The organism is Marinococcus sp. LNHM3E3-2.2 (genome assembly GCF_056034385.1).
This window is the reverse complement of sequence record NZ_JBQLIC010000002.1, coordinates 135029-161082: the sequence shown is the minus strand read 5'-3', so window position 1 is coordinate 161082 and position 26054 is coordinate 135029. Positions and strand designations below refer to the sequence as shown.

Genomic DNA, 26054 nt, shown 5'->3' with positions numbered 1-26054 from the left:
GCAGAAGGGAGTTTATAGTCAGAGTACGTGATTTTTATATTTTAAAAGCTACAGGAAACACATTGATAACATTTCCATATTTAGGTATTATCATTTTTATACTTCAATATTATTGGAAAAGAGAGATCTGCGTTGACTAAATTCCAGGGACTGCACACAAACATTAAAATACGTCTTATTACTGATTTTTCTATGGAATTTGTGTTGATGGCCATTCTTCCGTTTATGGCGGTGTATTTCAGCAGTCATCTCGGAGCCGGCACCGCCGGTCTTTTGCTCGCATTCACTATGGCCGCAGGCATCGGAATTGGTTTATGGACCGGACATTTATCGGACCTCATCGGCCGAAAGCGAATTATAGTTACCGCTCAGGGGCTGCAGGTATTGAGCCTTGGTGTAATGGCCCTGGCAAGCTCTCCCATATTAGAATCTGTATGGCTTACATTTGCAGCTTTTCTTATCGCTAACGCTTGTTTTAACGCTGCTGACCCGCCATCCGAAGCAATGATTATTGATTACAGCTCTGAAGCAGAGCGCCCTTACGTTTACCAGCTTGCCTACTGGCTTGGCAATGTAGCATACGCCTTTGGTGCAGTTATTGGGGGACTGTTTTTCGAAAGCGGGCGCTTTTATTTATTTGTTGCTTTATTTCTCGTAAGCATATGTATCTGGTACGTCGTCGCATTTAAATTAAAGGAAAAACAACAGACCGTTCCGTTTTCCAGGAACGTCTCCCGGCAGATTCAGGTACCGCTCACTATATGGAAGCGGTATGCAGCCGTATTGAAGGACCGTCGATTTCTTTTCTTTTTAGTAGGGACTGTATGTATTGCCAGTCTGGAATTTCAGCTGGATAAATACGTGGCCGTGCGTCTGGATGAACAATTTCATATGATGCTGGGCGGGTTTGAACTCACGGGCGTACGAATGTTCAGCCTTATTATGTTTATTAACACCCTCGGCGTTGTATTCTTTACTATGCCGGTTTCGGCCCGGGTTTCCTCCCTCGATTATAAAAAAGTTCTGGCCGCCGGGCTCGGTATTTACACCCTCGCCTTCGGTTTTTTCGGATTCAGCACTTCATTTTTAGTCCTCATCCTAGCTGCTGCAGCCTTTACTCTGGGAGAGATCATTTATATTCCGGTCCGCCAGACTATTCTCGCTGGCATCGTTCACGATGATTCCCGCGGTTCTTATATGGCCATGGAGTCAATGATGTATAATACCGCTCTTCTCCTCAGCAGTTTTATGCTTACCGCAAGTGCCGTCATTCCTGCTGCAGGAATGTCGACACTGTTCGTTCTCCTGGGAGTTGTTGGTCTTATCAGCTACCGGCTCTGCCTTCCATTTAAAAAAAGCGAGAAAGCTTATGTGTCTTGATCCGCGTGTCTTCGAATCATTATCCGCTCATTTTTTTGGCCGGTGCAGATGGACTGTCAGCGCAGGGATATCTACACGGAGCAGTGTCCACCGGAACAGTTTTACCTTTAGCTCTCCGGCCACACTCACTGCTTCCACCGGATTCCCATTTTCAATTTTTCGTTTTACCTCCACCGGGTGCACCCTCTCGACTGGAAATGTTCTTCTTGGCACCGGACGGCTTTCTCCAAACAAATGACGTGGTTCTGATAATCTGTATGTTTTAGCGGGTGAACGCTTTTCATTGTTTCTCATTTGGCTTCGTCCTTTCTAAACATTTTCGTTTCTTTTCCTTTCCCTTTTTTCCTGCAAACCTTTTCTGCTTTTCTTCTCTTGAAGTCAATTTTTTTATTGGTCAGAAATGTTTAGACTTTCGCAAAAACGTTAATACATTCTTTACCGTTTTTTCACAGATGCCATCCGAGCATATTTCTTGAATTTCTCTTCCCTATTTCCTAATATGTAGGTGTAAATCAATTGGTCAGAGAAAATCAAATTTATCTCTTGCATTATACGGGAAGTGGGTATATAATACTGTTACAAGGTCAAAGATAGTCAAAGTCAATGAAATAATTCTGACCTTCCGAAGATGAAAATGAACGATGCACACGTCAATAATACTATTTTAAAATAAGGAGGTTCGGTTCAGTATGATGAGATGTGAACATTGCGAACAGCGTCCAGCACGCATTGAACTGAACATGAATGTTAATGGAAGTCATCAAAAAATGCACCTCTGTGAACGGTGCTATAGAGAAATTCGTCAAAATATGAATCAGCCATCCGGCCAGGGCGGCTTCGGCGGCTCCCAGTCCCCATTTGACCAATTCTTCAACAACATGATGAGCGGCGGAGCAGAACAAGGCTCCAGTCAGGGTCAGGAACAGGCTCAATCCGGCGGCGGCCAGGGCGGAGGTCTTCTTGACGACTTAGGTAAAAACCTGTCTGATGTTGCACGCGCCGGCCTCATTGATCCAGTCATCGGCCGCGATAAAGAAGTTGAGCGGGTCATTGAAACATTGAACCGCCGCAATAAAAACAATCCGGTTCTTATCGGTGAACCTGGTGTCGGTAAAACAGCCATCGCCGAAGGACTCGCCCTCCGCATTTCAGAAGGCGACGTGCCAAATAAGCTGAAAAATAAAAGCATCTACCTGCTCGACGTTACTTCCCTTGTAGCAAATACCGGGGTGCGCGGCCAGTTTGAAGAACGCATGAAACAGCTGCTGAAAGAGCTGCAGGAACGCCAGGACGTCATCGTCTTTATTGATGAGGTTCACCAAATCGTTGGCGCAGGTTCGGCAGAAGGTTCTTCGGACGCCGGCAATATTATGAAACCGGCGCTCGCCCGGGGAGAAATTCAGCTGATTGGTGCAACAACACTCGCAGAGTACCGCAAAATTGAAAAAGATGCAGCGCTTGAACGCCGCTTTCAGCCGGTCATGGTTAACGAACCAAACCTCGAAGACAGCGTAGCGATCTTAAAAGGCCTGCAGACAAACTATGAAAAATTCCATCATGTGGCTTTTACCGATGAAGCACTTGAAGCCTGCGTGAATTTATCCAACCGCTATGTACAGGACCGGTTCCTGCCGGACAAAGCTATCGATTTAATGGATGAAGCAGGCTCCAAAATAAACCTCGCTCACAGCGATGATGACAGCGAATCCCTGCAAAGCCGCCTCGAGCAGATTGCTGCGGAAAAAGAACGCGCCACTCAGCAGGAGGATTACGAACGTGCAGCTAAGCTTCGCGATGAAGAGGCCAAGCTGCAGGAGCAGGTTAAGGAAGCCGAACAAAACGGCAATATTCAAAAAGAAACACCGACCGTTGATGTAGAAACGATCCAGATGATTGTAGAAAATAAAACTGGTATCCCGGTTCGCCGCCTCCAGCGTGATGAACAAAAGAAAATGCGCGACCTGCCTGAACGTCTGAATGCAAATGTTATCGGGCAGGAAGAAGCAGTAAGCAAAGTTGCCCGCTCGATTCGCAGAAATCGTGCCGGCCTTCGCCGCGGCAGCCGCCCAATTGGTTCCTTCCTATTTGTCGGACCAACCGGTGTCGGGAAAACCGAGCTGTCCAAAACACTCGCTTCTGAAATGTTTGGCGACCCTGAAGCAATGATCCGCCTCGACATGAGTGAGTATATGGAAAAACATTCTGTGTCCAAGCTTATCGGTTCACCACCGGGATATGTCGGACACGATGAAGCCGGCCAGCTGACAGAAAAAGTGCGCCGGAAGCCTTACAGCATTATTCTTCTGGACGAAATTGAAAAAGCGCACCCTGATGTGCAGCATATGTTCCTGCAGATCATGGAAGATGGCCGACTGACCGACAGTCAGGGACGCACGGTCAGCTTTAAGGATACAGTCATTATCATGACTTCAAACGCCGGCTCGCAAATGAAGCGCGTCACGGTAGGCTTTGGAGACAAAGACCAGGTAGAACCAAAAATCATGGAATCCCTCAGCGATTATTTCCGTCCTGAATTCCTGAACCGTTTCGACAGCATTGTAAGCTTCAAAGAACTGGCTCGCGAAGACCTTGTTACCATTGTAGATCTTATGCTCAAAGACATCTTGGAAGCAGCCAGCGAGCAGGGACTGAATGTTACCGTATCTGAGGATGCAAAACGCATGCTTGCCGATCAGGGCTACGACCCTTCATTCGGTGCCCGCCCTCTTCGCAGGGTAATCGAAGAGAAAGTAGAAGACGGCATTGCTGATCTTATGCTTGAAGAGGAAGACGTGCAAAATATTGCTATCACGGTGAATGACAACGATATCCAAGTAGCCAATGCACAAACGTCTGCCTCCGCCAAAGAATAATTCTCATAAAAGGAAAGCCCTGCAGCAGCTGCCGCAGGGCTTTTTTATACTTAAGAATATCTATGATGGACCGCTTACTTATTTTATGTGCTCTTTTCCTTCGCCGCGTATCACAAAAAAGAAGCATTTTTCTGTAACACCGCTTTTTACAGCATCGGAACCCGCACCGGAGAATAAAACTTCTTTAATTATTTAATTTTCTTACTCGTTTTACTGAACATAGCGGTGGCATGTATTATAAGCTCTCTCCCCCGAAATGCTAAATGTTCCACGTGGAACATTTTATGTTTGTGAAGCTATTTCCCATCTTCCTTTTACTTTTGTACAAAAAGAGCGTACAATGTAATTGATAACGATTATCACTAAAGGAGCTGGACACCTTGTCTGACTTTCACATACATGATGTTACTATTATCGGCGGCGGTCCTGCTGGTCTATACACTGCTTTTTACTGCGGGATGCGTGCGCTCGACACCCATATAATCGAAGCGCAGCCTGATCTGGGCGGAAAAATTCACGCCTACCCTGAAAAAATCGTCTGGGATGTCGGCGGCCTGCCTCCTTCCTCCGGAAAACAGCTGATGGATCAGCTGGTGGCCCAGGCAGAAACGTTTCACCCGGCAATTACTACAAATGAAAAAATTATTCATGTGGAAAAGGAAGAGACCGGGCTTTTCCGTCTGGAGGCAGAAACAGGAGGCATCTATTATTCCCGTGCGGTTATCATTGCTGTCGGCCACGGCATTCTTCATGCCCAAAAGCTCGACATCGAAGGCGCAGAAAAATTTGAGCTTTCGAATCTGCACTATACCGTTCAGCAGCTTGAGCGATTCCGTGACCAGAAGGTCGTCATTTCCGGAGGCGGCAACTCTGCTGTGGATTGGGCGAACGCTCTCTGCCCGATCGCAAGCGAAGTCACAGTCGTGCACCGGCGCGATGAATTCGGCGGTCATGAACGGCACGTTCAGGAAATGAAGGATTCCGAAGTAAATGTACAGACGCCGTTTGCTCTTTCGGAACTTCACGGCAACGACGAGGGCACTGCTATCGAACGGGTGCTCTGCACAAACCTTGAGACCAACGAAAGTATGGAAAAAGAAGTGGATGCTGTCATCGTGAATCACGGTTTCCAGATGGAGTTCGAGCTTCTTGAAAACCTGCGGCTGCAGACAGAAGAAAATAAAATCCTCGTAAATGAGCAGATGAGGACAAATATCGAAGGTTTATTTGCTGCCGGGGATATTACCAGCCACCAGGGAAAAGTCCATTTGATTGCCGGCGCATTTGTGGAAGGCGCTTCAGCTGCGAACAGCGTCAAACAGTTTCTTGAACCCGGTGCCGGAGCAAAAGCCATGGTATCTTCCCACAACGAGCGGTTTGCGGAAAAAAATCAGGAAATTCAAAAGAATATTCTTTCCAGGCAGCTTTAAGCAGCCATATGAATGCTTTACCGAAACACTGACAGTCATCAATTAATCAAAGAGGTGAAAGCGTTGCGACTACCCCGCTCCACCGAACGTCTTTCATTTCGTTCCATGCAGCATAAAGATCACCGGCTGCTGAAAAACATTTTCCAGGATGAAGACGTTATGCGCTATTACTCCGCGTTAAAGTCCGAAAAAGAAATCGATGAATGGATCCATTGGAATAAAAGTCACTATCTATCGTACGGGGTCGGAATGTGGATCGTGGAAGACCGGCAGAACCAACGCTTTATCGGCCAGTGCGGACTTGTCCCCGAAAAAATAGAGGGCAGCGTTTCTATTGAACTTGGATACCTGTTCACACCGGAGAACTGGGGATACGGATATGCATCTGAAGCCGCTGCTACGGTCCGGAATTTCGCATTTTATTCACTCGATATTTCAATGCTTATATCAATCATCGATCCTGAAAACACGCCTTCTATTAAAGTAGCTGAAAATATTGGGATGACTTATCAGCGTCCTGTAAAACGGTGGAACCGTTCCTTCAGCTTATATGCTGCAGCCCGCCCCTGATTCAACTGTCACAATTCGTCCATTGTACCGGTTCTTTCCCTGTGCTATGTTAACGATATATTCTTATCGTGATTTTGACATTAGAAAGGAAGGCCGTGCATGAATTCTCTCCAAGCGCTTAGATGGGCCGGTATCATTGAAGGAATCTCATTTCTGCTTCTGCTCTTTATTGCTATGCCTTTAAAATACGGGGCAGGCTTTGACATGGCTGTCAGTGTCGTTGGGGCTGCCCATGGCGGATTGTTCGTCCTGTATGTAGCTATTGCTTTATTTGTCTGGATACAGAAGCGCTGGCCGTTTCTGCGCATGCTTATTGCCGTTATTGTATCCGTCATCCCATTTGGCCCGTTTGTATTTGAGCGCAGCCTGCGGCGTGAAGAAAATGAAGAACTTGAGCCCGGTGCCGTTTTTTAAACCGAACCCTTCGTTCGGTTTTTTTCATGGGCCGCAGGCGACTTATAGTAATTTCTTTCAAAACATGATATAAAGAATTGATGCTGTGAAAAATTTGCAGTTTTTACATAAAACAATTTTGATGAACGAGGAGTCTCGATGTACATGATTGAATGGAAAAATATTTTACGCGGCATGGCCATGGGAGCTAGTGACGTTATACCGGGCGTAAGCGGCGGCACTCTGGCGTTAATCCTTGGTATTTACTACCGGCTGTTGTCTGCCATCAGCCTGCTTTTTTCACGCCAGTGGAAGCAGCAGCTCGGCTTTTTAATTCCTCTCGGTGTAGGGATGGGGACAGCTATTCTGTCACTTGCTCATCTGCTTGAATGGCTGCTTGCCGAACACCCGCAGCCGACGTTTTTCTTCTTTTTTGGATTAATTCTCGGAACGATTCCTTTTATTTTATACAAGGTGAATTACAAAACGAATTTTAAAAAGCATCATTACGTCATTTTGCTGATCGCAGCCGTAATTGTCCTTCTTTCAGGTCTTTTCCAGGGGGATGAGGAGACAGCTGTCATTGCCACCGGCAGCGCAGGAAGCTTTGCCACCTTATTTTTCTCAGGATGGCTTGCGAGCACAGCGATGATTCTCCCCGGCATCAGCGGTTCGTTTGTGCTCGTAATCATCGGGGTTTATCAGACGGTGATCAACGCCTTAACAGAACTGAACCTGCCTGTGCTTTTCACCTTCGGAGTCGGCGTGCTCGTAGGGATCGCCATTATGAGTAAGCTCCTTCGTTACCTGCTGCGTGCTCATACTGTCGGAACGTATGCGGTGATTACCGGCCTGCTCCTTGGGTCGCTTTACGTTATATTTCCCGGCTTAAATGACGGTGTGATTGCTTTTATCGTCAGCCTGGTAATGTTTGCCGTCGGCCTCGGCCTGGCGCTTTTCCTTGGCCGGATCGATCGTACCAGAGCAGTGTAATTCCCATGAAAAAGAGAAAAGCCGGCTGCGGATTTTTAACCGCAGCCGGCTTTTCTTAGGCTTTCAGCACGTAAATAATTAAACAAATCCACCCGGCAATAAAAGCCACTCCGCCTAAAGGAGTTACGGCCCCCAGCCAGGAAATGCCAGAAAGCGACAGCACATACAGGCTGCCGGAAAATAAAACAATTCCTGCAAACAACAGCCATCCGGACCATCCCAACAGCGCTGATCCTCCGCCAGTATAAGCTGCTACAGCACCGATAGCGATCAGTCCCAGGGAATGATACATATGATACTGCGCTCCGGTATTATACGTTTCAAGCATCCGGTTCGACAGCCGGCCCTCCAGGCCGTGGGCACCGAACGCCCCAATTCCCACTGCCAACGCAGCGTTTACTGCCCCTAACACAACGAGTACTTTCCACAGCATGCCTAAGTCTCCTTCTTAATTAAAAATCCAGTAAATTACCTTCCGTTGACGGAATATCTTTTTCCTCTTCCACCGTTTCACGGCTCGGCCTCGATGCTGCAGGCTTTTCCGGGGCAGGAGCCGCAGCTTTTGGCTGCGGAGGTTCTGCAGCCGGGCGCTGTGCTTCCCCGGCCCTGGAAGAAAGCAGAATATCACAATAGTTTCGAAGCGTTCTTGCGTGCTCCTGCAGCGCCCGCTCGTCTCCCTTTTCCCCCTGCTCTGCGAGCTGGAGCAGTTCCTCTTCCATTTTTTCAATCACGGTCTGAACAGATATCTGCATAGGCTCTGCCCTCCCTTTCTCTGCTTCAAAGCATTCACATTTGGAATTCTGTCAAATTATATCATATGTACAGCCCGCAGCCCTATGTTTCTCCTCATTGTCACGAGACGTTCGCAATTTTCCGGCAGATAGTATAAAAAAACTGCCGAACCGAAAAATTCGGCCCGGCAGACTGTTCTTTTACCGACTAAATTCGTTTTGAATTTCATGCATCTTCTGCACTTTGTTTTCCCAGCATTTCGGGCTTAAATCAACTGGATATTCTTCAGGATTTAACGACCGTTTGTATTCTTCCCATAAAAGCGGCAGATTTGATTGCATATAGGTCTGGATATCTGTCATGGACGGGAGACTGTAAACCAGCTTACCGTCTTTGAATATTGTTTCATGAAGATTCACCGCTTTGAAATTCTGAACTTTTTTGCTGATATACGTGTGCACCGGATGGAACATGTGCAGCTCCTCCTGCTCGTTTGGCTCTTCCCCGGAAAGCGTAATGTAATCTCCTTCCGAGCGTTTGTTTTCAGTATTTATTATCCGGTAAACATTTTTCACGCCCGGGGTAGTCATTTTTTCCAGATTGCCGGATTTTTTTGCTCCAATTTTCATCGTGTCACGCATGTCACCATTATTGTTTTCAATCGCCACAAGCTTGTATACAGCTCCAAGAGCAGGCTGGTCATACCCGGTGATAAGCTTGGTACCGATACCCCACGTATCAATTTCTGCCCCCTGGGATTTTAAATTGGTAATTGTATATTCATCCAGGTCTCCGGAGGCAATAATCTGGGTGTCTGTAAAGCCGGCCTCATCGAGCATTCTTCTTGCTTCTTTGGACAGGTAGGCCAGATCCCCGCTGTCGAGACGCACGCCTTTGAAGCGGATATTTTCACCCATCTCTTTTGCGACCTTGATGGCATTAGGTACTCCCGAGCGGAGAGTGTCGTACGTATCCACTAAAAATACGCAATCCGTGTGGTGCTCGGCATACATTTTAAAGGCTTCATACTCTGTTTCACATGCCTGTACCATAGAATGCGCATGTGTGCCCGCTGTAGGAAGCCCGAATACTTTTCCGGCCCTGACATTGCTCGTTACTTCAAAACCGCCGACAAAAGCCGCTCTGCTCCCCCACAGCCCGGCGTCAAGCTCCTGGGCCCGGCGCAGACCGAAATCCATCGCTCGTCCGTCCCCACCCGTCACCTGTTTAATGCGGGCTGCTTTCGTAGCGATCAGTGTCTGGTAGTTCACCATGTTTAACAGCGCGGTTTCAATCAGCTGGGCTTCTCCGAGCGGCGCTTCTACTTTGATCATCGGCTCGTTGCCGAAGACAAGCTCGCCTTCCTTCATCGCATAAACACTGCCGGTAAACCGGAGTTCCGCTAAATAGGAAAGAAAATCTTCCCCGTAGCCTGCTTCTTCCCGCAGATAAGTAAGGTCTTCCTTTGTCATCCGGAAATTTTCCAAAAAGTGTACGACCCGTTCCAATCCGGCAAATACGCCAAACCCATTGCCAAACGGGAGCTCCCGAAAATATAGATCAAATACGGCTTTCCGGGTATGCATGCCGCTCCGCCAATACGTTTCCACCATATTCACCTGATATAAATCGGTATGGAGCGATAAACTGTCATCTTCATAGCGTGTCATTCCAGTCCCCCCTTTTAAATCCTGTTATTTGTACTTGCCTGAGTCGTGTTTGCACTACTTGTACTTTTTCACTTCTTCTTTCCATTGAAACCCGTTTCCCTCTTGTCCCGGGTACATTTAAAAAAGAGCCCGCCCTGAATCAGGTGCGGACTCTTATACGTCTGCGTTTACTTCTCTACAAGCTCATAGCCGTAGGCTTCGATCTTCGCATAGTCTTCTTCGTCAATCACCCAGTACTGGCCATCGTTATTGCGGACAATTACTTCCTTTTCCGATGCGTCTTCACGGGCGTTTTCAAGCTCGTCGAATTTTTTCGCCGGTACTTGAATATCTTCTACTATGATAAATGACATGAATAAAACACCTCCGTTGTTTCGAAAGTGTTCCCGTTCACTTCTTTATTCAAACAGATATAAAGAATTTTTTTAAAAAAGGGACTTTTTTATTAATGCATATCCTGCGATAATTCCTCAACTTGAACTCTTATCCCGGACGGAGAGCACGGCTTTGATACCGGCAATATTTAACCCCTGGTCGATAAGCTCTTTGATTTCCTGACACCGATCAATATCATTCATCGAAAACAGGCGCTGGTTTCCCTGATTTCGCTCTGGATTGATCAACCCCTGTTCTTCGTAGTAACGGATTTGGCGAGCTGACAATGATGTGATTTCTTGTACCACGCTAATGGGAAAACAAGCAGCATTACGAGGAATATTACCCTTCACCGCGCCCTCCTCCTTTATAAATTTTTTCAGCCTGCCGTAAGGGGTTACCTCCGGCGGTGGCTGAGATGTGCATATACGTCCTGAAGTGTCTCATAGCCAAGCTCCTGTACCGTCTGGATGGAGCGTGTCCAGAGCTCAGCCGCCATAATGGCATCCCCTAGAGCATTGTGTCTTCCTTTTATCGGGATGTCGTAATAGTTGCAGCAGTCATCGAGCGAACGAAATTCAAAATCCGGGGCAGCAATACTGAACACAAACGAAGTATCGAGCAGACGATGCTGCAGGTTCGTTCCCATCGTCCGGTACGTATACTTCTGCAGAAACTTTCGTTCATGGGAGGCGTGATGCGCTACGAGTATATCCGCCTGGGCAAACTGATAAAACTGCTCGAGAGCTTCGCTGATCGATTGGCCGTCTGCTTCCAATTCCTCCGCTGTTAAACCGGTGACTTCGCTTACCTCCGGGGACACAGCCTCTGGTTCATGGACAAGCGTATAAAAGGCATCGTCCCGGACCAGCCGGTTGTGTTTAATTTTAATCGCTCCCATCGACAATATCTTATCTCCGGCGTCTGCGTTAAAGCCCGAGGTTTCCAGATCAAGGACGGTGACGTTCAGTGAAGACAGCGATTTCTGCAGAGGCTGCTCTGCCTTTACATCTTTTTGCAGCTGACGCATAAAAGACTGATGCTGGGGATTCGTGGAGTCCAGACCGCCAAATCGACTAGAAATACTGCGCATCCATTGAAACATCTAAAAATCACCCGACTCCATGATTTTTTTTGTGTGCTGAAACAAGTGTTTTCCTTCTTTTAATGCAGATTTCAACTCGGACTTCTGGGCTTTCGAAAGCTGCTGCAGCGGTACGTAGTGAACATCTTCATAAACATTCTGTTTCTTGGAAAATGAAGCCCGCAGCTCCAGCAGATTTTTAAAATGCACGTCCTTGCCCTTCACATAGGAATGTTTTTCCGACACCTGCCGGATGCGTTCTATCGTGGAGGAAGCATGAATCCCCTCATGGATCGCAAGCAGACGCAGAGCATGAACGTATGGGAAAAATCCAACATCTTTAATGTGCATCGAGCCTGCGTACTGCCCTTTTTCTTCCGGGAGAAGCTGGCCGAAAGCGTTGAGGCCCTTGTGCAGGTACGCAGTGTTTTCGGATAATCGCTTTAATACGTCTCGCTGGCCGGCCTGCTCGAAGACATGCTCCTTTACTTCCTCAAGAAGCTCATCTTCTCCCACCAGCGTCCTGGCATCGATAAAGGTGAGCAGGTGGCGGAACGGTCCCCATTCATCGGCTTCAATCCAGCCATCCACCTGCTTTTTCCACCCTTCCACCCCGTGGCACCAGCGTTTGTGCGAAGCCATAACCAGTCCTTCACAGCGCGGGTATCCAACGATCGCCATTCCTTCACGTATTTCTGCTCCGAGGCCGAGAAAGTAATCCTGGTGTTCGTCGTCTGTCCCTTCAAAAACAATACCATGATCCTGATCACTGAACTTCGCCTGCTCCTGTCTTCCCGCGCTTCCCATAAGAAAAAAAGCAAAGTGAGCAGGAAGGTCTCCCCGCTCACTCTGGTGATGATGAACAGCAAGAGTAACCGTTTCTGAAATCCACATATCGTGGGCTTCATTAAGCTTTACTGGCTCTCCCGCCAAATCGTCCATCTTCTCTTCTTTGTCTTTTTTTATTTCTTCATAGCTCTTAAAGGAAGGTTCTGCTGAAAATCCCTGTGCTTGTGAGAATGAAGAATTCGACATAATTTATGCTCCTGTTCTTTCCGAAGAATTGTCTGTAGTAGGCTGCACGTTTTCCGGGTACCCGTATGCACCGTGCTCACTCATATCAAGACCCATGATTTCTTCTTCTTCCGATACGCGAAGGCCGCCGATGATCGATTTTGTAATTAAGAGAATAATGTAAGAAGCGATGAGTGCAAACAGTCCGCAAGCTACGACACTGATTGCTTGAACACCCAGCTGGGTCAGCCCGCCGCCGTAGAATAAACCGGCACGGCCGCCGTTCATTTCAGCAAGCTGCGGTGTAGCAAAGAAACCGGTAGAAAGCGTACCCCAGATACCAGCCATACCGTGAACTGAAAGGGCGAAAATTGGATCATCGATGTTACGTTTTTCAAAGAAACGAACGCTGAAGAAGCAGAGTATTCCACCAATTGCGCCGATAACCACGGATGCCCATGGAGCTACAAATGCGCAGGAAGCGGTAATTGCTACAAGTCCTGCCAGTGCTCCGTTCAGCATGCTTGGTACGTCTGCTTTTCCGAGCACAGCCCAGGCAATCAGAAGTGCTGCAAAAGCACCCGCCGCCGCTGCCAGCTGTGTATTCATTGCAACATAACCAAAGAAACCGTCCGCTACACCGAAGGTACTCGCTCCGTTAAAGCCGAACCAGCCGACCCACAGGAAAAGCACCCCTAAAGCAGTAAACACCTGGTTATGACCTGGAAGATTGTTGACCGAACCGTCTTTATTGTATTTCCCAATACGCGGCTTAAGTAAAATTGTTGCCGCAAGAGCACCCATCGCACCAGTCAAATGGACTACTGTGGAACCGGCAAAGTCCTGTTTGCCAAGACCGGAAATCCAGCCGCCGCCCCAGATCCAGTGTGCAATTATTGGATACACAATGGCAGAGAATAAAATAGCGAAGACTACGTAAGCTGCAAGCTTCGCACGTTCAGCGAAACCGCCAAAAGCAATCGTAAGGGCAATCGCCGCAAATGCGAGCTGGAAGATAAAGTCGATGGCAGGCGTTAAACCGTCTGCGGTGCTTGCGTCCCCGTAAAAGAAGTTCGAAAGCCCGATGATGCCTCCAACGTCGTTACCGTAGATAAAACCGTACCCGACAGCCCAGAAGACAAGTGAGGAAATCCCCAGTGTAAAGATTGTTTTTCCTGCAATGTGACCCGCGTTTTTCATCCGGGTCGAACCTGCTTCCAATAGAATAAATCCACCCTGCATAAGAATAACTAAAATAAATCCAAGCATAACCCAAAGGTTATCAAGCAATACTATCGGATCCACGTTTTTTCCCCCTCTGTTATTATCGTGCAAGATTCATGTGAACTTAGCTAACATCTTGCGTTAAATAGTATTTTACCGTTTAAATTTTCAGAATCTAGTACTATGTAAGATAATCTCACACAAAAATATCCTCCTTATGACTTAAAAATCCGAAAAATCAGTGATATGCAACGGGTTCAAAAGGTTTATTATTTTACGAAATAATTTTGTTTTCATTATTTTTGAAAGCGTTACCTTAAAATAATAGTCTTTTTATTTTTTCTCCAGCGTTTTCTCCCAAAAAAAAGACGATAAAATTAATTATCGCCCCAGCTGTCTATTTCTATTCAGTTCTGCTATACCGACTGTTTTTGAATAAGCCTCTGCAGCAGACGCACAAAAAATGGCAGGCAGAGAAACAACACAAGCACTCTTATAATATGGAGACTCGATACAAGAGTCGGTTCAAGATGTAAGGCAACCGCCGTGCTGCTCATCTCTGCTGCCCCTGCAGGGACTGTGCTGAGAAGACTCGTCACATACGGCAGACCCGTAGCAGCGTGAAACATTAGAGCGAGCAGCAGGCTGAAAATGAAGTAAAACCCGAGAAGCACCGCGCTTGGACATCCGATCTCCTTTAATTTATAAAAGGTCGGACGGTCAAAACGGATACCGACCATCGCTCCGAGCAGAGCCTGGCCGCTCCCACCGATAACAGAGGGGAGTCCATTGTCTGTTGTCACCACCCAGTGGCCAACGACAAATCCAATTAGTAACCCGTAAAACAACGTTCCTGCCGGTACTTTATACAAATAATAAAGCAGAACCGTGGCCACAACGCAAATACCGAACACTCCCATTACTGTAGGAGAGACTTCGGATATCGCCGGTCCGGCACTTCCTATCGAGCCAATATCCGCCGGGGTCGTAAGACCGATAAAAATTGGTATCGTTAACACAAACAGCGTTATTCGCGTAGTGTGAAATGCCGCGACCATGCGGTTGTCAGCTCCGTAATCGCTGCTTAAGCCGATCACCTCCGAAGCGCCTCCCGGGACACAGCAAAAATAAGCCGTCAGCGGATCGAGATCCGTCCAGCGGTTCATCAGCCAGCCGAGACCAACGCCGAGCGCCATTGTTAAGCTGAGGGTAAGAATCAGCGGAAAAATATACTGTCCCAGAAGAGCAAAGATGCCGGGCTCCATCATAAAACCAATGTTGCATCCAATCAAAGCAAGAACGGTGCGGAACGGCCAGCCATCAAAAACGAGCCGTTTGTACGCCATCCCGCAAACAATCCCTGTCACGAGCCCGCCAAGCAGCCATCCTGCCGGCAGCTGTAAGTAGGTAAACAAGCTGCCTGTTAGTACGGCAGCTGCTAATAATAAAAGTTTTGTCCGCTTCATCCTGATGCCTTCTTTCCTCATTCATCCATATCGGTTAATATTATAGCATCCTGATGAAATTGAAAAACCTTCCCGCTATTTCCTGCATTAATTGCATTTTATTCACAGCACAGGAGTTTGAATGGGAATGGCGGAGGTTATATGAAACGTATTATTCGCTCAAAGGAGGAAATTATGACTTCCAGTATTTACAACATTGAGGCCGTGCAGGCTGATGGCACAGAAAAAACACTGAACGAGTACAGGGGAGAGGTACTGCTGATTGTCAACACTGCTTCAGAATGCGGATTCACTCCGCAGTACGAAGAATTGGAGGAGCTGTATCAACGATACAAAAACCGTGGCTTTCAGGTACTCGGCTTTCCTTCGAACGACTTTGGCGGCCAGGAGCCGGACACTATTGAAAATATCACGGAATTCTGCGAAACCAATTACGGGGTCAGCTTCGATATTTTTGATAAGATCCATGCCAAAGGAAACGAAAAACATCCCCTGTTCGACTGGCTTCTGGAGCAGACGAGCCCAGACCGTGAGATCGAATGGAATTTTGAGAAATTTCTTGTTTCCCGCCACGGCGAAGTTCTCGGCAGCTTCAAAAGCAGTACAAAACCGACCGATCCGCAAATAACGAGCATGATTGAAACTGGCCTTCAGCAGTCTTAAAGATGGTAAACATAAAAAAGCAGCCGGCATAGCGAATATGCCGGCTGCTTTACTTCATTATTTTGTCGTTGACGCGTAATCGAACTCATCCGGGTGCAGACCATAACGGGCGTCTTCATTCATGCCGTTGATCGTGTCCATGTCTTTCGTATCGAGTTCAAAATCGAACACTTCTGCATTAGAGCGGATCCGTTCGGCTGTAACAGACTTAGGAATAGATACAACCTTATTTTGAAGGGCCCACCGTACCAGAACCTGTGCCGGCGTTTTGCCATGCTTGTCAGCAATTTCTTTCACCGCATCGTGTTCAAGAAGATCGCCTTTCCCAAGCGGTCTCCAGCCTTCAAGCTGAATATCATGGCTTTGGCAGTATTCTAACAGGGCTTTTTGGAAAAGACGCGGATGAAACTCCACCTGGTTCAGCATCGGCGTGATTTCTGCTGTTTTCAGCAGCTCTTCGAGGTGCTGTTCGGTAAAGTTACTGACTCCTATGGCACGTACTTTGCCGTCTTTATACAGCTTCTCAAGCGCTCCCCAAGTTTCTTTGAACTTTCCGGGAACCGGCCAATGGATCAAATAAAGGTCCACTACATCAACGCCGAGTTTTTTACGGGAGCGCTCAAAGGCTTCCAGCGCTTCGTCAAAGCCGTGTTCATTGTTCCAAAGCTTTGTGGTGATAAACAATTCATCACGCGGCACTCCGCTTTCCTGAATCGCTTCTCCGACGCTTTCTTCGTTGTCATAAAAGGAAGCGGTGTCGATGGAGCGATAGCCTGCCTGCAGGGCGGTTAAAACAGCATTTTTTACTTCTTCACCTTTTTCTGCCTGATAGACGCCAAGGCCTAACCACGGCATTTTTACTCCGTTTGCTAAGGTTGTTACAGATGTTTGAATACTCATGTACGATCTTCCTCCTCTGTTGGAATACACCAGTCAATTTCCAGACGCCCGGCCTCTTTCAAAAACTGATTGGTTTTTGAAAACGGGCGGCTTCCAAAGAATCCTTTATTAGCGGAAAACGGACTCGGATGTGGAGATTTAATGACTAAGTGATGCTCATTTGTAATAAGCTCTTCTTTTGCCTGTGCATGGCGGCCCCATAAAATGAATACCACGGGATACTCTTTTTCGTTAGTCTGCTGGATTACTTCATTTGTGAAGGTTTCCCATCCTTGTCCTTTGTGCGAATTCGCTTCCCCTTTTCGCACCGTAAGTACTGTGTTCAGCAGAAGCACTCCCTGCTTTGCCCAGGAAACGAGGGAACCATGACGCGGTTTTTCACAGCCCAGGTCTTCTTCCAGCTCTGCATGGATGTTTTTCAGCGATGGGGGGATGGAAACATCCGGATTTACGGAAAAACTTAACCCGTGGGCCTGCTTCGGCCCGTGGTAGGGGTCCTGACCAAGAATAACCACTTTTGTATTCTCGTATCCTGTATAATGCAGCGCATTAAAAATATCGTGCATATCAGGATAGACGGTCTTTTCCTGGTATTCTTTTTTTAAAAATTCCCGCAGCTCCTGATAGTACTCTTTTTCGAATTCCTTTTCGAGCACAGGAGCCCAGTCATTCTGCAGAATTTCCATAGCCGCGTCGACTCCTTCGCCTGCTGATTTCTTTTACTGTATGCTCTAAATCCTTAATATCCTTTTTTTAGAAAGATCAAACGTAAGCAGTCCGGGAAATGTCAATAGAATGCCACTCCTGTTCATTGTTTTTGCTTCACAGTCGCGTTACGATAAAAAAGACGATAATGTGATCTGGTATAGTGAAGGAGCGGCAGCCCATGAATGAAACTGATACAGTGGCGACCCAGCCAAGAAGCCTTAAAGCCATCATTTCCTTAGTCCTGGGGTTTGATGCATTCATTTTTCTTGTAATTCTTTTTCCTTTCAGTGTAATTTTCGGTATTATTGGTTTGTGGACCGGGATTAAAGCATTAAAGGACATTAAAAACTATCATTACCGCGGAAGAAAAGCAGCATTGGCCGGAGTCATTTTCAGCTTAATTGGAACGATAATAGGAGCTATCATTACGTTAAATGTTTTTGTATTATGATAAAAGTATCGGCGCTTTTAGGTTTTTTACACCTAAAAGCGCCGAATTTTTGTCCGTAAAGTAAAGCATCCCTGCAAAAAAAGCAGCTGCCTATAAAAAGAAATGGCCGGCAAACAAATACTTGTTTATCCTTCTCACCGGCAGTACTATATAACTATTAAATACATTTTATTAGGAGGTTATATGAACAAAAAGATTGTACCTGTCGTAGGTCTTGTTTCCTTATTCATGCTTTCAGCCTGCAGTACTTCTATAGAGACCGAAGCTGCTTCAGGGTCTTCTGTGAAGGAAGAACTGCAGGAAATAAAGGAAAAGAACCAGAAACTGAAAACAAAAGTGTCCAATCTGCAGGAAAAAAATGAAGAACTCCGCGAGAAAAAGAACAGTCTAAAAGAAAAGAAAACAAATCTAAAGGAAAAGAACCAGAATTTACTGGAAGAAAACGAAGAGCTTAAGGAAGAAAACGCAGAATTAAAAGAAGAAGCAGGGACCTTCAACGAGGAGAAAGAAGAGACAGAAGCTTCATCCGATTCCAGCGAAGAGACAGACGGAAGCTACACGAACGTTATCGCTTCGATTACTGAAGAAGAGGCAGAGACCCGTATTAAAGAAAATGCAGAGAGCGACTGGCCTGACGACTACGTCATGCAGGATTTCGTCATAGAGGAGCAGAGAGCTGCCTACGAGAGCTTATCAGAGCTTTCCATCGACACAGGTACAAAGGAAACGCTTCTGCAAAACGCTTACAACGACTGGGGCTATGATTTTGTTATGGTCGAATTCGCCTATGAAGAACAGTTAAGCGCCTACAATAATTAACTGTTAAACAAGCGCCTGCTCCTTTAAGAGTAAGCGCTTTTTACATTCCTTTTACTTATGGTACGGGCTACCCGCATTAATTTGTACTGCACGGTAGATCTGCTCTGTAAGCATCAGGCGTATTAATTGGTGGGGGAAGGTTAACGCAGAAAATGACCATTTGAAATCAGCCCGCTTTAATACTTCCCCGGATAGGCCGAGCGATCCACCGATGACAAAAACAATTGTACTCGTTCCCTGTACGGCTAAATCCTGGAAGGTTGCAGCCAGCTGTTCAGAAGAAATCATTCTGCCTTCCGGCTCAAGAGCAATCACGTATCCCCGTTCAGGAATCTTTTTGAGAATGCGTTCGCCCTCTGTATTCTTTACCTGCTCATTTTCCTTATCACTGGCCTGCTCCGGTGTTTTTTCATCCTTTACTTCAACAATTTCCAAGGAGCCCTGCCTGCTCAGTCTTTTTTTATATTCTGCGATTCCTTCATTGATGAATGTTTCTTTGCATTTACCGACGGCAATAATCAATATATTCACAGGTCTTTTCCCTCCAGCTTATTTTTCCACAGAAATTGTCCACATATTCACAAGTGAACGAGCCTAAATTGACAAGATATATTCTGCTTTTTCTCCCCGATACTCACAGGGTGTGGATATTTTTTCACTTTCATCCACAATCCTATCCACACCCACAGCTATACTTTTTTCATTTTACAATACGTCATCCAATAATTATCTTATATGTTCTTTACAGCAGTATAGCAAGGGTTTGTCTCTCTTTCTCCATACAATTTTCTCCGCGTCTATTGTAGCATATATTTTCTTCAGTTCGACCATATCTATATTTATCCACAAAAAAAGAGCCTTCAATGGAAGGCCCTGAATTGATTTATTCACCTGTGGATGCTGTCTGTGTTAATTCTATATCCGTTGTCTGCTCTTCCCCGTTCCGGTAATACGTTATAGTAACTGTATCTCCGATTTCGGTGCTGTTATAGAGATAATTCCTGAGGTCGCTGCCTCCCTGTACTTCTTCGCCGTCAATTTGAGTGATCACATCGTTTTGTTCGAGTCCTGCCTCCTGCGCGTCAGAATTTGGCTGGACCTGGGTCACGTACACTCCGTGATCCACATCTTCCGGAAGTCCCAGCTCTTCTGTCCAGTTGTAGCTTGACAGTTCAGAAATTGATTGAATAGCAACACCCAGCTGCGGGCGTTCTACTTCGCCGTCTTCTTCTAAATCTTCAATGATCGGCACTGCCACTGATGTTGGAATCGAAAACCCGATGCCTTCCACCGAAGACTGGGCAATTTTCATCGAATTAATGCCGATGACCTGACCTGAGCTGTTGACCAAAGGACCACCACTGTTGCCGGGGTTGATCGCTGCATCCGTCTGCATGACGTCTGCTTCCCAGTCATCCTGTCCATCCCCGTCGTAATCCACCGGAATACTGCGGTCCTTCGCGCTGATGATTCCCTCTGTCACTGTTCGTGACAGATCTGTGCCGAGCGGATTCCCAATGGCGATTGCCTGATCACCTACTTGCAGGTCATCCGAACTGCCAAAATCAGCTACCGTGTCTATCTGTCCGCCATCTACTTTTAACACGGCCAGATCAGTATAAGGGTCAGTACCGACAATCTCTGCTTCCAGCCGGGTATCATCCTCTAAGCTGATTTCTACTGAATTTGCTCCTTCTACCACATGGTTGTTGGTAACAATAAACGCTGAGCCGTTTTCCTTTTTATAAATAACGCCAGAGCCGGTCCCCTGTTCGACAGATTCTTCGCCCTGGTCCTCGCTGCCCTGAATACCGGCGTTTTCTGACTGAACCTGATTAAACACTCCGACTACAGCCCCGGAAACCTCGTTTGCTGCTGCTGTTACCGTGCCAGCCTCTGCACTGACTTCTTCCGTAGAGACGTCGGATCCGGAACCGTTGTCCGATAAATCCGCCGTCCCGTCAATCGTTTCAGTATTTTCCCCTGAAACCGAATCATATATAAACGGTGCTGATACTGTCATTACCCCTGCACCGAGAATTGCCCCCACAAAGCCCGCGATACCTACATTTCTGCGACTTTTCTTTTGCTTCTGACTTTCTTTTCTTGCATGATCATCATAATAACCCATATTCCGACACTTCCTTTTTCATAAGATACCGGGGCTGATTTCAGTGCTTTTGACACATACTGAAATGAAGACCCTTTATCATACCCGTCTCGGGTGCCGGGATGTATATTTATTGTACGAAGAAAAAGCACGCCCCGTCCAGTAAAAGGGCGCGCTTTTGATAATTTTTTACGTTTATAGAGAATACCCCTAAGGTGTACCATATATATTGGTTTAAAGGGTATGCAGGCTTGTAGGAAGAAATGGATCCGTATCGTAGAGATGAAACGTATGACCTATTCCTGTTTCCTCTTCTTCAAGCACCTGCTTTACTGTCATCCGTGCCAGGTCTTTCATGTTATTGTCCCGGCTTAAATGCGCGAGATAGATTCTGCTCGTCCGCTCTCCGACAATATCCGCGAGCGCATAAGCGGAGTCCTCGTTCGACACGTGTCCGGAATCACCCAGGATTCGTTTTTTAACATTCCAGGGATAGCGGCCCATACGAAGCAGATTAATGTCATGGTTTGATTCAAAAACGTACGCATCGGCATTTTTTACCGTGCCTTTGATCTGGTCGCTGACGTATCCCATATCTGTGGCAAGCGCCAGTTTTTTGCCTTCATGGTGAAACACAAAAAACATAGGATCTGCTGCATCGTGCGAAACGTGGAATGGCTCAAGCTCAATATTGCCAAATGCAGCCGGCTGATTTCGGTCAAGGTGAAATTTCTGTTCCAGGGGTACCTTCCCAATAAGCCCTTCCATCGCCTGCCACGTTTTTACGTTGGCATAGACCGGCAGCTGGTATTTCCGGCTTAATACCCCGACGCTTTTAATATGATCGCTGTGTTCATGGGTAACTATCAGCGCGTCCAAAGCTGCTGGATCCACACCGATCGCATTTAAATTTTCCACTATTTTTTTGCCGCTCAATCCTGCATCAATCAACAAACGCTGCTTCCCAGTCTGTACGTAAATAGCATTGCCTGTACTGCCGCTGGCAAGTACACTGAACTGCAGTGTCATTCTATCCTCCTGCTTTCCCTATTCATTAGCCGGTGCTTCTTCCCCGTTTTCCGCTGAACCATCTTCTTCAGCATCTTCTTCCGGGTCAGAGTCATTTTCCGGCACCTCCGGTTCGACCATGATATCCTCTTCGCCGTTATTCTCCATTACCTGCTCCCATGATTGGACGCGCTGGGTTCTGGCATTCACCAGGTACCTCGATTCTCCGTTTACTTCCACAATATACATCGGTGTATATAAATAAACGTTTTCTCCCTGAGGTGTAACCTGGTTAAAGTAACCGACGCTCACATCGCTCACCGTATCGTTTGTCTGCAGAATACCGTTGCTCGGGTTCCCCAGGGCTTCAATAGCATCCTCCGGAGGAATGGTGCTGTCTGCCGGAGTGGCATCGAGCTCAAAATACGACTGTCGGAAGCCCACAATCTCGTCCTGGTCGTTAAACACCAGCTCAAGCTGGGCAGACGTCTCCGGTTTATAAATCTGCTTATCGTCAAACGTCTGATAATAGTACTGCCTGTTTAACTCTTCATCCATCTGGCCCTGTTCATAATCGTCTGCACTCCAGACATAGTCGCTTAAAAAGGAGGCCAGATCCTCGTTCCGGTTAGCTTCAGATATTTCCACCGGTTCCTCGAGCGTAGCACTCATTCCAATCAGTCGTTCGTTTGATATATACGTAATTTCACTAATGTTTGAGTTGTCTTCTACCTTTTGAGAGCGGCTCCCGTCTTCAAAATCCACGTAGCTTGCTTCTAGATGAAGCTGTTCAATCCGGTCCGGCAGATCATCCTCTGGATACCCATAGAGCCGCTGTTCTGATTCCTCACCGCCTGTCTGGGAGGCAGAGCTTTCCTGGTAATTGGTCTGCTGTTCTAAATAACTCGAAAGCAAAAATGTATTAAGAAGCAGGAAAACAATAATAAAAATGGTCTTTGTTCTCGCCCAGTCCATCTTATTCTCCTCCTTCTTCGTTATCGTCTCCGCCAAAATCCACTGGAGACCAGCTGCCATCGCAGCGGACAAACCACCCGGGCTCCATGTCATAATAGCCGGAATTTTCCCCGTTTCTTGAAATGCTGTAGCCGATTTGTATATCTTCAATCAGCGAAGAACTGCACTGCTCCTGTACAGCATCGAGCGTTTCTTCCCCGGTGGGAAGATCGGTGGAGACACCAGCAGCCCCGGTCCTGACCGGGTTATTTTCCAAATCAAACAGCGGCCGGGAATACCCACTTGTCTGCGTGCCTACATTCGACACCTGAATGGAAGCAAAATCACTGCCATTGGAGTCCCGGAAGACTGGCAGACCGCCTTTATTCATTCTGAAGGTAACCGTTGTTTCTCCGTCCAGGGTGGTGGAATCATAATACTGGTAATTATCCGACCAGCCGGCATGATTGTTCACGAACTCAAAGGAAGAAACAAGGCTGCTTGTATCATTACCGTCTGTCTGCTCCGAATAGGTTGGGTTGGCATAACGAAGGTAATCCCCGGCATTATTAATCCGCAGCTCTCTCGTGCCGTCTGTGATGACTTCTGATGAATCATAGTTGTACGTCTGAAGGTTTTGTCCATTTCCTTCCGGCAGCAACACCTGCTGAAAGCTGTTGGCTGATAAACTCGTGGAAGCATAGGTATAATTCGTCCGGGATCCCGGATCTTCGGGAATATAAATATGCTTTTCATACCCGTTTTCATCAGCACTGTAAGTAAGCATGTTTTCGTATTCCGAGAGATACCGTTCGTGCTCCACATCGCTTTTATCCAGGCTGGTGTTGCTGTTTACAACTACACCCTGATCGTAGGAAACAAACGCAGCGTTCAGTTCTTCACTTGCCGGTGAAGCTGTTAATATAATCCGGTCAATCGAGCCATCCAGGATGCTGGATGCTTCATCGCTTTCATCCTCAAAGCTGAACAGTTCATTGATCATCGACCACGATACCGACGACGGAAATACAAGCTCCATCGAATATTCTGCTGAAGAGACGTTTTCGTACAGCTCATCATGCTCCAGGTCAGTCGCTGATGTTTCTGTGATGCTTGCCTCTTCGAGCTGCCGGAAGGCTTTGTCCAGGTCAGTTGAAGCCTGGTCCTCGGTCATGAGAACACTTCTGCCATTTGAACGCACTACTCCCTGATTCGGCCGGACGATTTCACCTGCTTCCCGGGTCTCTGCTATTTCTGTCGTTTCCTGTACGGTTTCAGAGGAATTGACGCTATCATATTCGGGCTGAAACGACCAGTTCTGCCAGGTAAGAAGCAGACTGCCTATTACTAAAATCGTTAACACCCAGGATTTGATTGTTTCTTTCATGATCCAGCCTCCGCTTTATTAATCACTGAATATGGCAGCGTAATTAATATAGTGGTTCCTTTTTTCCATTCACTGTCAGCCGCAATTCTTCCGCCGTGCGCATGGATAAATTCCTTGGCAATCGCAAGACCCAGTCCGGTGCCCCCGAGGTTTCTCGCTCTCGCTTTATCCACCCGGTAAAACCGGTCAAAAATACGGTGCTGGCTTTCTTTTGGAATGCCTACACCCTGATCGCTGATTTCCACGTCTACAGCATCGGCACGAGTAAACATCTGCACACTGATTTCCCCGCCATCCGGCGAGTACTTCACGGCATTTGAAAGCACGTTATCAAAGACTTGATAAATCCTGTCTTTGTCCATATCTACGTATACCGGGTAGGAAGGGACTTCTTTATAGAAAGCAATATTTTTATCCTTGTTAATCATTTCAAAGCGTTCAATCACCTGATTAATCATTTCAGACAGGTCCACAGTAAAAAAGTCCAGGCTGATTTCGTCACTGTCCATCCGCGAAAGCTGAAGCAGGTCGTTCACGAGCCGGATCATTCGGTCCGTTTCGTTCTGGGTCACCTGTAAAAAGCGGGGTCCCAGATTTTCATCCTGCATCGCTCCGTCTTCGAGAGCTTCCATGTAGCTCTTCAGCGTAGTCAGCGGAGTTCTTAATTCGTGAGAAACATTTGATACAAATTCCCGGCGCTCTCTTTCGATCTTTTCCTGCTCCGTGACATCATGAAGCACGGTAATCAGACCAGTAACCGGTCCGTCTTCGTTTCGCACGATGGAAAAGTTGGCCTGCAGCAGAAAATCCTGTTCCTCGCTGCTGAAATCCAGCATAATCGCTTCATTATAATCATACAGATCACTCGATGTCAGCGTCTCAGACAAATGCAGAGCTTCTGTAATGTACGTGCCTTCCATTTCGTCGCTGTTTTTGTTTAACAGCTGCTCAGCGCGTTTGTTCATCAAAATGATGCGCCCGAGTTCATCAGTGGCTATAACCCCGTCTGTCATATGGGTCAAAACCGAGCTTAATTTCTTCCTTTCATCCTCGGTGCTTGCCTGGCTCTCTTTTAGTTTCAGCGTCAGCTGGTTAAAGGAATGGGCCAGCTGCCCGATTTCATCGTTGCCGTACACGCGGACTCTGCGGGAAAAGTCTCCTTCCCCCATAATTTTAGCCTGGCGCTGCATGTCCGCGATAGGTCTTGTAATCGTGCGGGCTAGCAAAATACCAAGGATGGCGTTTAAAATCAGCACAATAATGCTCGCTGCAATTAAAATACTGCTGATGTCATTTACCAGGCTGTATACGCTCGACATGTCGGAACGCACGTACAATACACCCAGAATTTCTCCGTCTTCTTCGATCGGCCGCACAATTAAGCTGACCCTGTGGCCGCTGTCGGCGTCCCAGCGCACTTCTTCAAGCGTATTCCCTAATAACGCCCGCTGCACAAGGTCATCGTTCGATTGGTTATTGACGATATCCTGCTCGTTTATATTCGACGTGCCTAAAATAATCTGATTGGAGCCGATCACCCTGGCTTCCGGACTCGACTGTCCCGGATCATTATTTGCTCCTGAATTGGCAAATTGGCTTAATAAACTGTCGATATCCTCCTGAACCGTATTATCGTCTTCTCCTCGACTCTGTGTCAGTTCTTCCTGCACATTATACTCCAGAAGATCGGTCTGCTCGGCGAGCGTATCATTAAAATTTTCCACGAGCGTGTCTTCAAGAGCGCTCGTGAAAAATACGGTAATGAACTGCATCGCTACAAAAATCAGCAGCACGAAGATCAAAATGAGTTTAAAATGAATCGATTTGAAAAAATCGATAATCTTCATACA

The 26054-nt window shown here is 46.8% G+C and carries 27 protein-coding genes; 9 read left to right on the top strand and 18 right to left on the bottom strand.

Annotated features, from left to right (window positions below; all coding sequences use genetic code 11):
- Positions 1-132: 132 nt before the first annotated feature.
- Positions 133-1380 carry an MFS transporter gene (locus ACTRXF_RS03370; protein ID WP_474261266.1) on the top strand — a complete coding sequence of 416 codons (1248 nt, stop codon included), beginning with the start codon at positions 133-135 and terminating at the stop codon, positions 1378-1380.
- Positions 1381-1407: 27 nt separating this feature from the next.
- On the opposite strand, the gene ACTRXF_RS03365 is transcribed toward ACTRXF_RS03370, so the two are convergent.
- The gene (locus tag ACTRXF_RS03365; protein ID WP_474261265.1) at positions 1408-1674 is read right to left on the bottom strand and encodes a hypothetical protein; all 267 of its coding nucleotides are present in this window, start codon (positions 1672-1674) and stop codon (positions 1408-1410) included.
- A 398-nt stretch (positions 1675-2072) separates the two neighbouring features.
- Here ACTRXF_RS03365 and ACTRXF_RS03360 point away from each other — a divergent pair, with 398 nt between their 5' ends.
- From ACTRXF_RS03360 to ACTRXF_RS03340, 5 genes are all read left to right on the top strand, one after another.
- On the top strand, positions 2073-4253 hold the full coding sequence (locus ACTRXF_RS03360) for an ATP-dependent Clp protease ATP-binding subunit (RefSeq protein WP_474261394.1): 2181 nt from the start codon (positions 2073-2075) through the stop codon (positions 4251-4253).
- A gap of 380 nt (positions 4254-4633) precedes the next feature.
- Positions 4634-5683, top strand: coding sequence for an NAD(P)/FAD-dependent oxidoreductase (locus ACTRXF_RS03355; RefSeq protein WP_474261264.1), 1050 nt, complete (start codon positions 4634-4636; stop codon positions 5681-5683).
- A gap of 12 nt (positions 5684-5695) precedes the next feature.
- Positions 5696-6253, top strand: coding sequence for a GNAT family N-acetyltransferase (locus ACTRXF_RS03350; protein WP_474261263.1), 558 nt, complete (start codon positions 5696-5698; stop codon positions 6251-6253).
- A 99-nt stretch (positions 6254-6352) separates the two neighbouring features.
- A complete protein-coding gene (locus tag ACTRXF_RS03345; protein WP_474261262.1) occupies positions 6353-6667 on the top strand; it encodes a DUF3817 domain-containing protein in 315 nt (104 codons plus the stop codon).
- A gap of 144 nt (positions 6668-6811) precedes the next feature.
- Positions 6812-7639 (top strand): DUF368 domain-containing protein, encoded by an 828-nt coding sequence (locus ACTRXF_RS03340; RefSeq protein WP_474261261.1) that lies wholly within the window; start codon positions 6812-6814, stop codon positions 7637-7639.
- A gap of 55 nt (positions 7640-7694) precedes the next feature.
- Here ACTRXF_RS03340 and ACTRXF_RS03335 read toward each other — a convergent pair whose 3' ends face one another.
- The 9 genes from ACTRXF_RS03335 to ACTRXF_RS03295 form a co-directional block, all read right to left on the bottom strand.
- Complete coding sequence (locus tag ACTRXF_RS03335; protein ID WP_474261260.1) at positions 7695-8072, bottom strand: DUF423 domain-containing protein; 378 nt, start codon at positions 8070-8072, stop codon at positions 7695-7697.
- 19 nt (positions 8073-8091) lie between these two features.
- Positions 8092-8391, bottom strand: a complete 300-nt coding sequence (locus tag ACTRXF_RS03330; protein ID WP_474261259.1) for a DUF5327 family protein — start codon at positions 8389-8391, stop codon at positions 8092-8094.
- Between the two features lie 180 nt (positions 8392-8571).
- Positions 8572-10041, bottom strand: a complete 1470-nt coding sequence (locus ACTRXF_RS03325; RefSeq protein ID WP_474261258.1) for a nicotinate phosphoribosyltransferase — start codon at positions 10039-10041, stop codon at positions 8572-8574.
- Between the two features lie 167 nt (positions 10042-10208).
- A complete protein-coding gene (locus tag ACTRXF_RS03320) occupies positions 10209-10394 on the bottom strand; it encodes a hypothetical protein (protein WP_091615281.1) in 186 nt (61 codons plus the stop codon).
- A 117-nt stretch (positions 10395-10511) separates the two neighbouring features.
- Positions 10512-10769: a MerR family transcriptional regulator gene (locus tag ACTRXF_RS03315; protein ID WP_462869050.1), complete on the bottom strand. Its 258-nt coding sequence runs from the start codon at positions 10767-10769 to the stop codon at positions 10512-10514.
- A gap of 44 nt (positions 10770-10813) precedes the next feature.
- Positions 10814-11521, bottom strand: coding sequence for an exonuclease domain-containing protein (locus ACTRXF_RS03310; protein WP_091615278.1), 708 nt, complete (start codon positions 11519-11521; stop codon positions 10814-10816).
- Positions 11522-12535 carry a DUF294 nucleotidyltransferase-like domain-containing protein gene (locus ACTRXF_RS03305; protein WP_474261257.1) on the bottom strand — a complete coding sequence of 338 codons (1014 nt, stop codon included), beginning with the start codon at positions 12533-12535 and terminating at the stop codon, positions 11522-11524.
- A 3-nt stretch (positions 12536-12538) separates the two neighbouring features.
- A complete protein-coding gene (locus ACTRXF_RS03300) occupies positions 12539-13819 on the bottom strand; it encodes an ammonium transporter (protein ID WP_474261256.1) in 1281 nt (426 codons plus the stop codon).
- A gap of 335 nt (positions 13820-14154) precedes the next feature.
- Entirely contained in the window at positions 14155-15204 is a 1050-nt protein-coding gene (locus ACTRXF_RS03295) for an AbrB family transcriptional regulator (RefSeq protein WP_474261255.1), read from the bottom strand.
- A 174-nt stretch (positions 15205-15378) separates the two neighbouring features.
- On the opposite strand from ACTRXF_RS03295, the gene ACTRXF_RS03290 reads away from it, so the two are divergent.
- A complete protein-coding gene (locus ACTRXF_RS03290) occupies positions 15379-15867 on the top strand; it encodes a glutathione peroxidase (protein ID WP_474261254.1) in 489 nt (162 codons plus the stop codon).
- 57 nt (positions 15868-15924) lie between these two features.
- Here ACTRXF_RS03290 and ACTRXF_RS03285 read toward each other — a convergent pair whose 3' ends face one another.
- Positions 15925-16767 carry an aldo/keto reductase gene (locus ACTRXF_RS03285; protein ID WP_474261253.1) on the bottom strand — a complete coding sequence of 281 codons (843 nt, stop codon included), beginning with the start codon at positions 16765-16767 and terminating at the stop codon, positions 15925-15927.
- On the bottom strand, positions 16764-17453 hold the full coding sequence (locus tag ACTRXF_RS03280; RefSeq protein ID WP_474261252.1) for a uracil-DNA glycosylase: 690 nt from the start codon (positions 17451-17453) through the stop codon (positions 16764-16766). The genes ACTRXF_RS03285 and ACTRXF_RS03280 overlap by 4 nt, the downstream gene beginning before the upstream one ends.
- 200 nt (positions 17454-17653) lie before the next feature.
- Here ACTRXF_RS03280 and ACTRXF_RS03275 point away from each other — a divergent pair, with 200 nt between their 5' ends.
- Positions 17654-17926: a DUF4190 domain-containing protein gene (locus ACTRXF_RS03275; RefSeq protein WP_474261251.1), complete on the top strand. Its 273-nt coding sequence runs from the start codon at positions 17654-17656 to the stop codon at positions 17924-17926.
- Between the two features lie 183 nt (positions 17927-18109).
- Positions 18110-18745, top strand: coding sequence for a hypothetical protein (locus ACTRXF_RS03270; protein ID WP_474261250.1), 636 nt, complete (start codon positions 18110-18112; stop codon positions 18743-18745).
- A 51-nt stretch (positions 18746-18796) separates the two neighbouring features.
- Here ACTRXF_RS03270 and rlmH read toward each other — a convergent pair whose 3' ends face one another.
- From rlmH to walK, 6 genes are all read right to left on the bottom strand, one after another.
- Complete coding sequence (gene rlmH, locus ACTRXF_RS03265; protein WP_474261249.1) at positions 18797-19276, bottom strand: 23S rRNA (pseudouridine(1915)-N(3))-methyltransferase RlmH; 480 nt, start codon at positions 19274-19276, stop codon at positions 18797-18799.
- 352 nt (positions 19277-19628) lie between these two features.
- Positions 19629-20876, bottom strand: a complete 1248-nt coding sequence (locus ACTRXF_RS03260) for a S1C family serine protease (protein ID WP_474261248.1) — start codon at positions 20874-20876, stop codon at positions 19629-19631.
- Positions 20877-21089: 213 nt separating this feature from the next.
- Complete coding sequence (locus tag ACTRXF_RS03255) at positions 21090-21884, bottom strand: MBL fold metallo-hydrolase (protein WP_474261247.1); 795 nt, start codon at positions 21882-21884, stop codon at positions 21090-21092.
- 18 nt (positions 21885-21902) lie between these two features.
- Entirely contained in the window at positions 21903-22838 is a 936-nt protein-coding gene (gene yycI / locus ACTRXF_RS03250; RefSeq protein ID WP_474261246.1) for a two-component system regulatory protein YycI, read from the bottom strand.
- A gap of 1 nt (position 22839) precedes the next feature.
- Positions 22840-24204 carry a YycH family regulatory protein gene (locus ACTRXF_RS03245; protein WP_474261245.1) on the bottom strand — a complete coding sequence of 455 codons (1365 nt, stop codon included), beginning with the start codon at positions 24202-24204 and terminating at the stop codon, positions 22840-22842.
- The gene (walK, locus tag ACTRXF_RS03240) at positions 24201-26051 is read right to left on the bottom strand and encodes a cell wall metabolism sensor histidine kinase WalK (protein ID WP_474261244.1); all 1851 of its coding nucleotides are present in this window, start codon (positions 26049-26051) and stop codon (positions 24201-24203) included. Before walK ends, ACTRXF_RS03245 begins: the two co-directional genes overlap by 4 nt.
- Positions 26052-26054 lie beyond the last annotated feature (3 nt).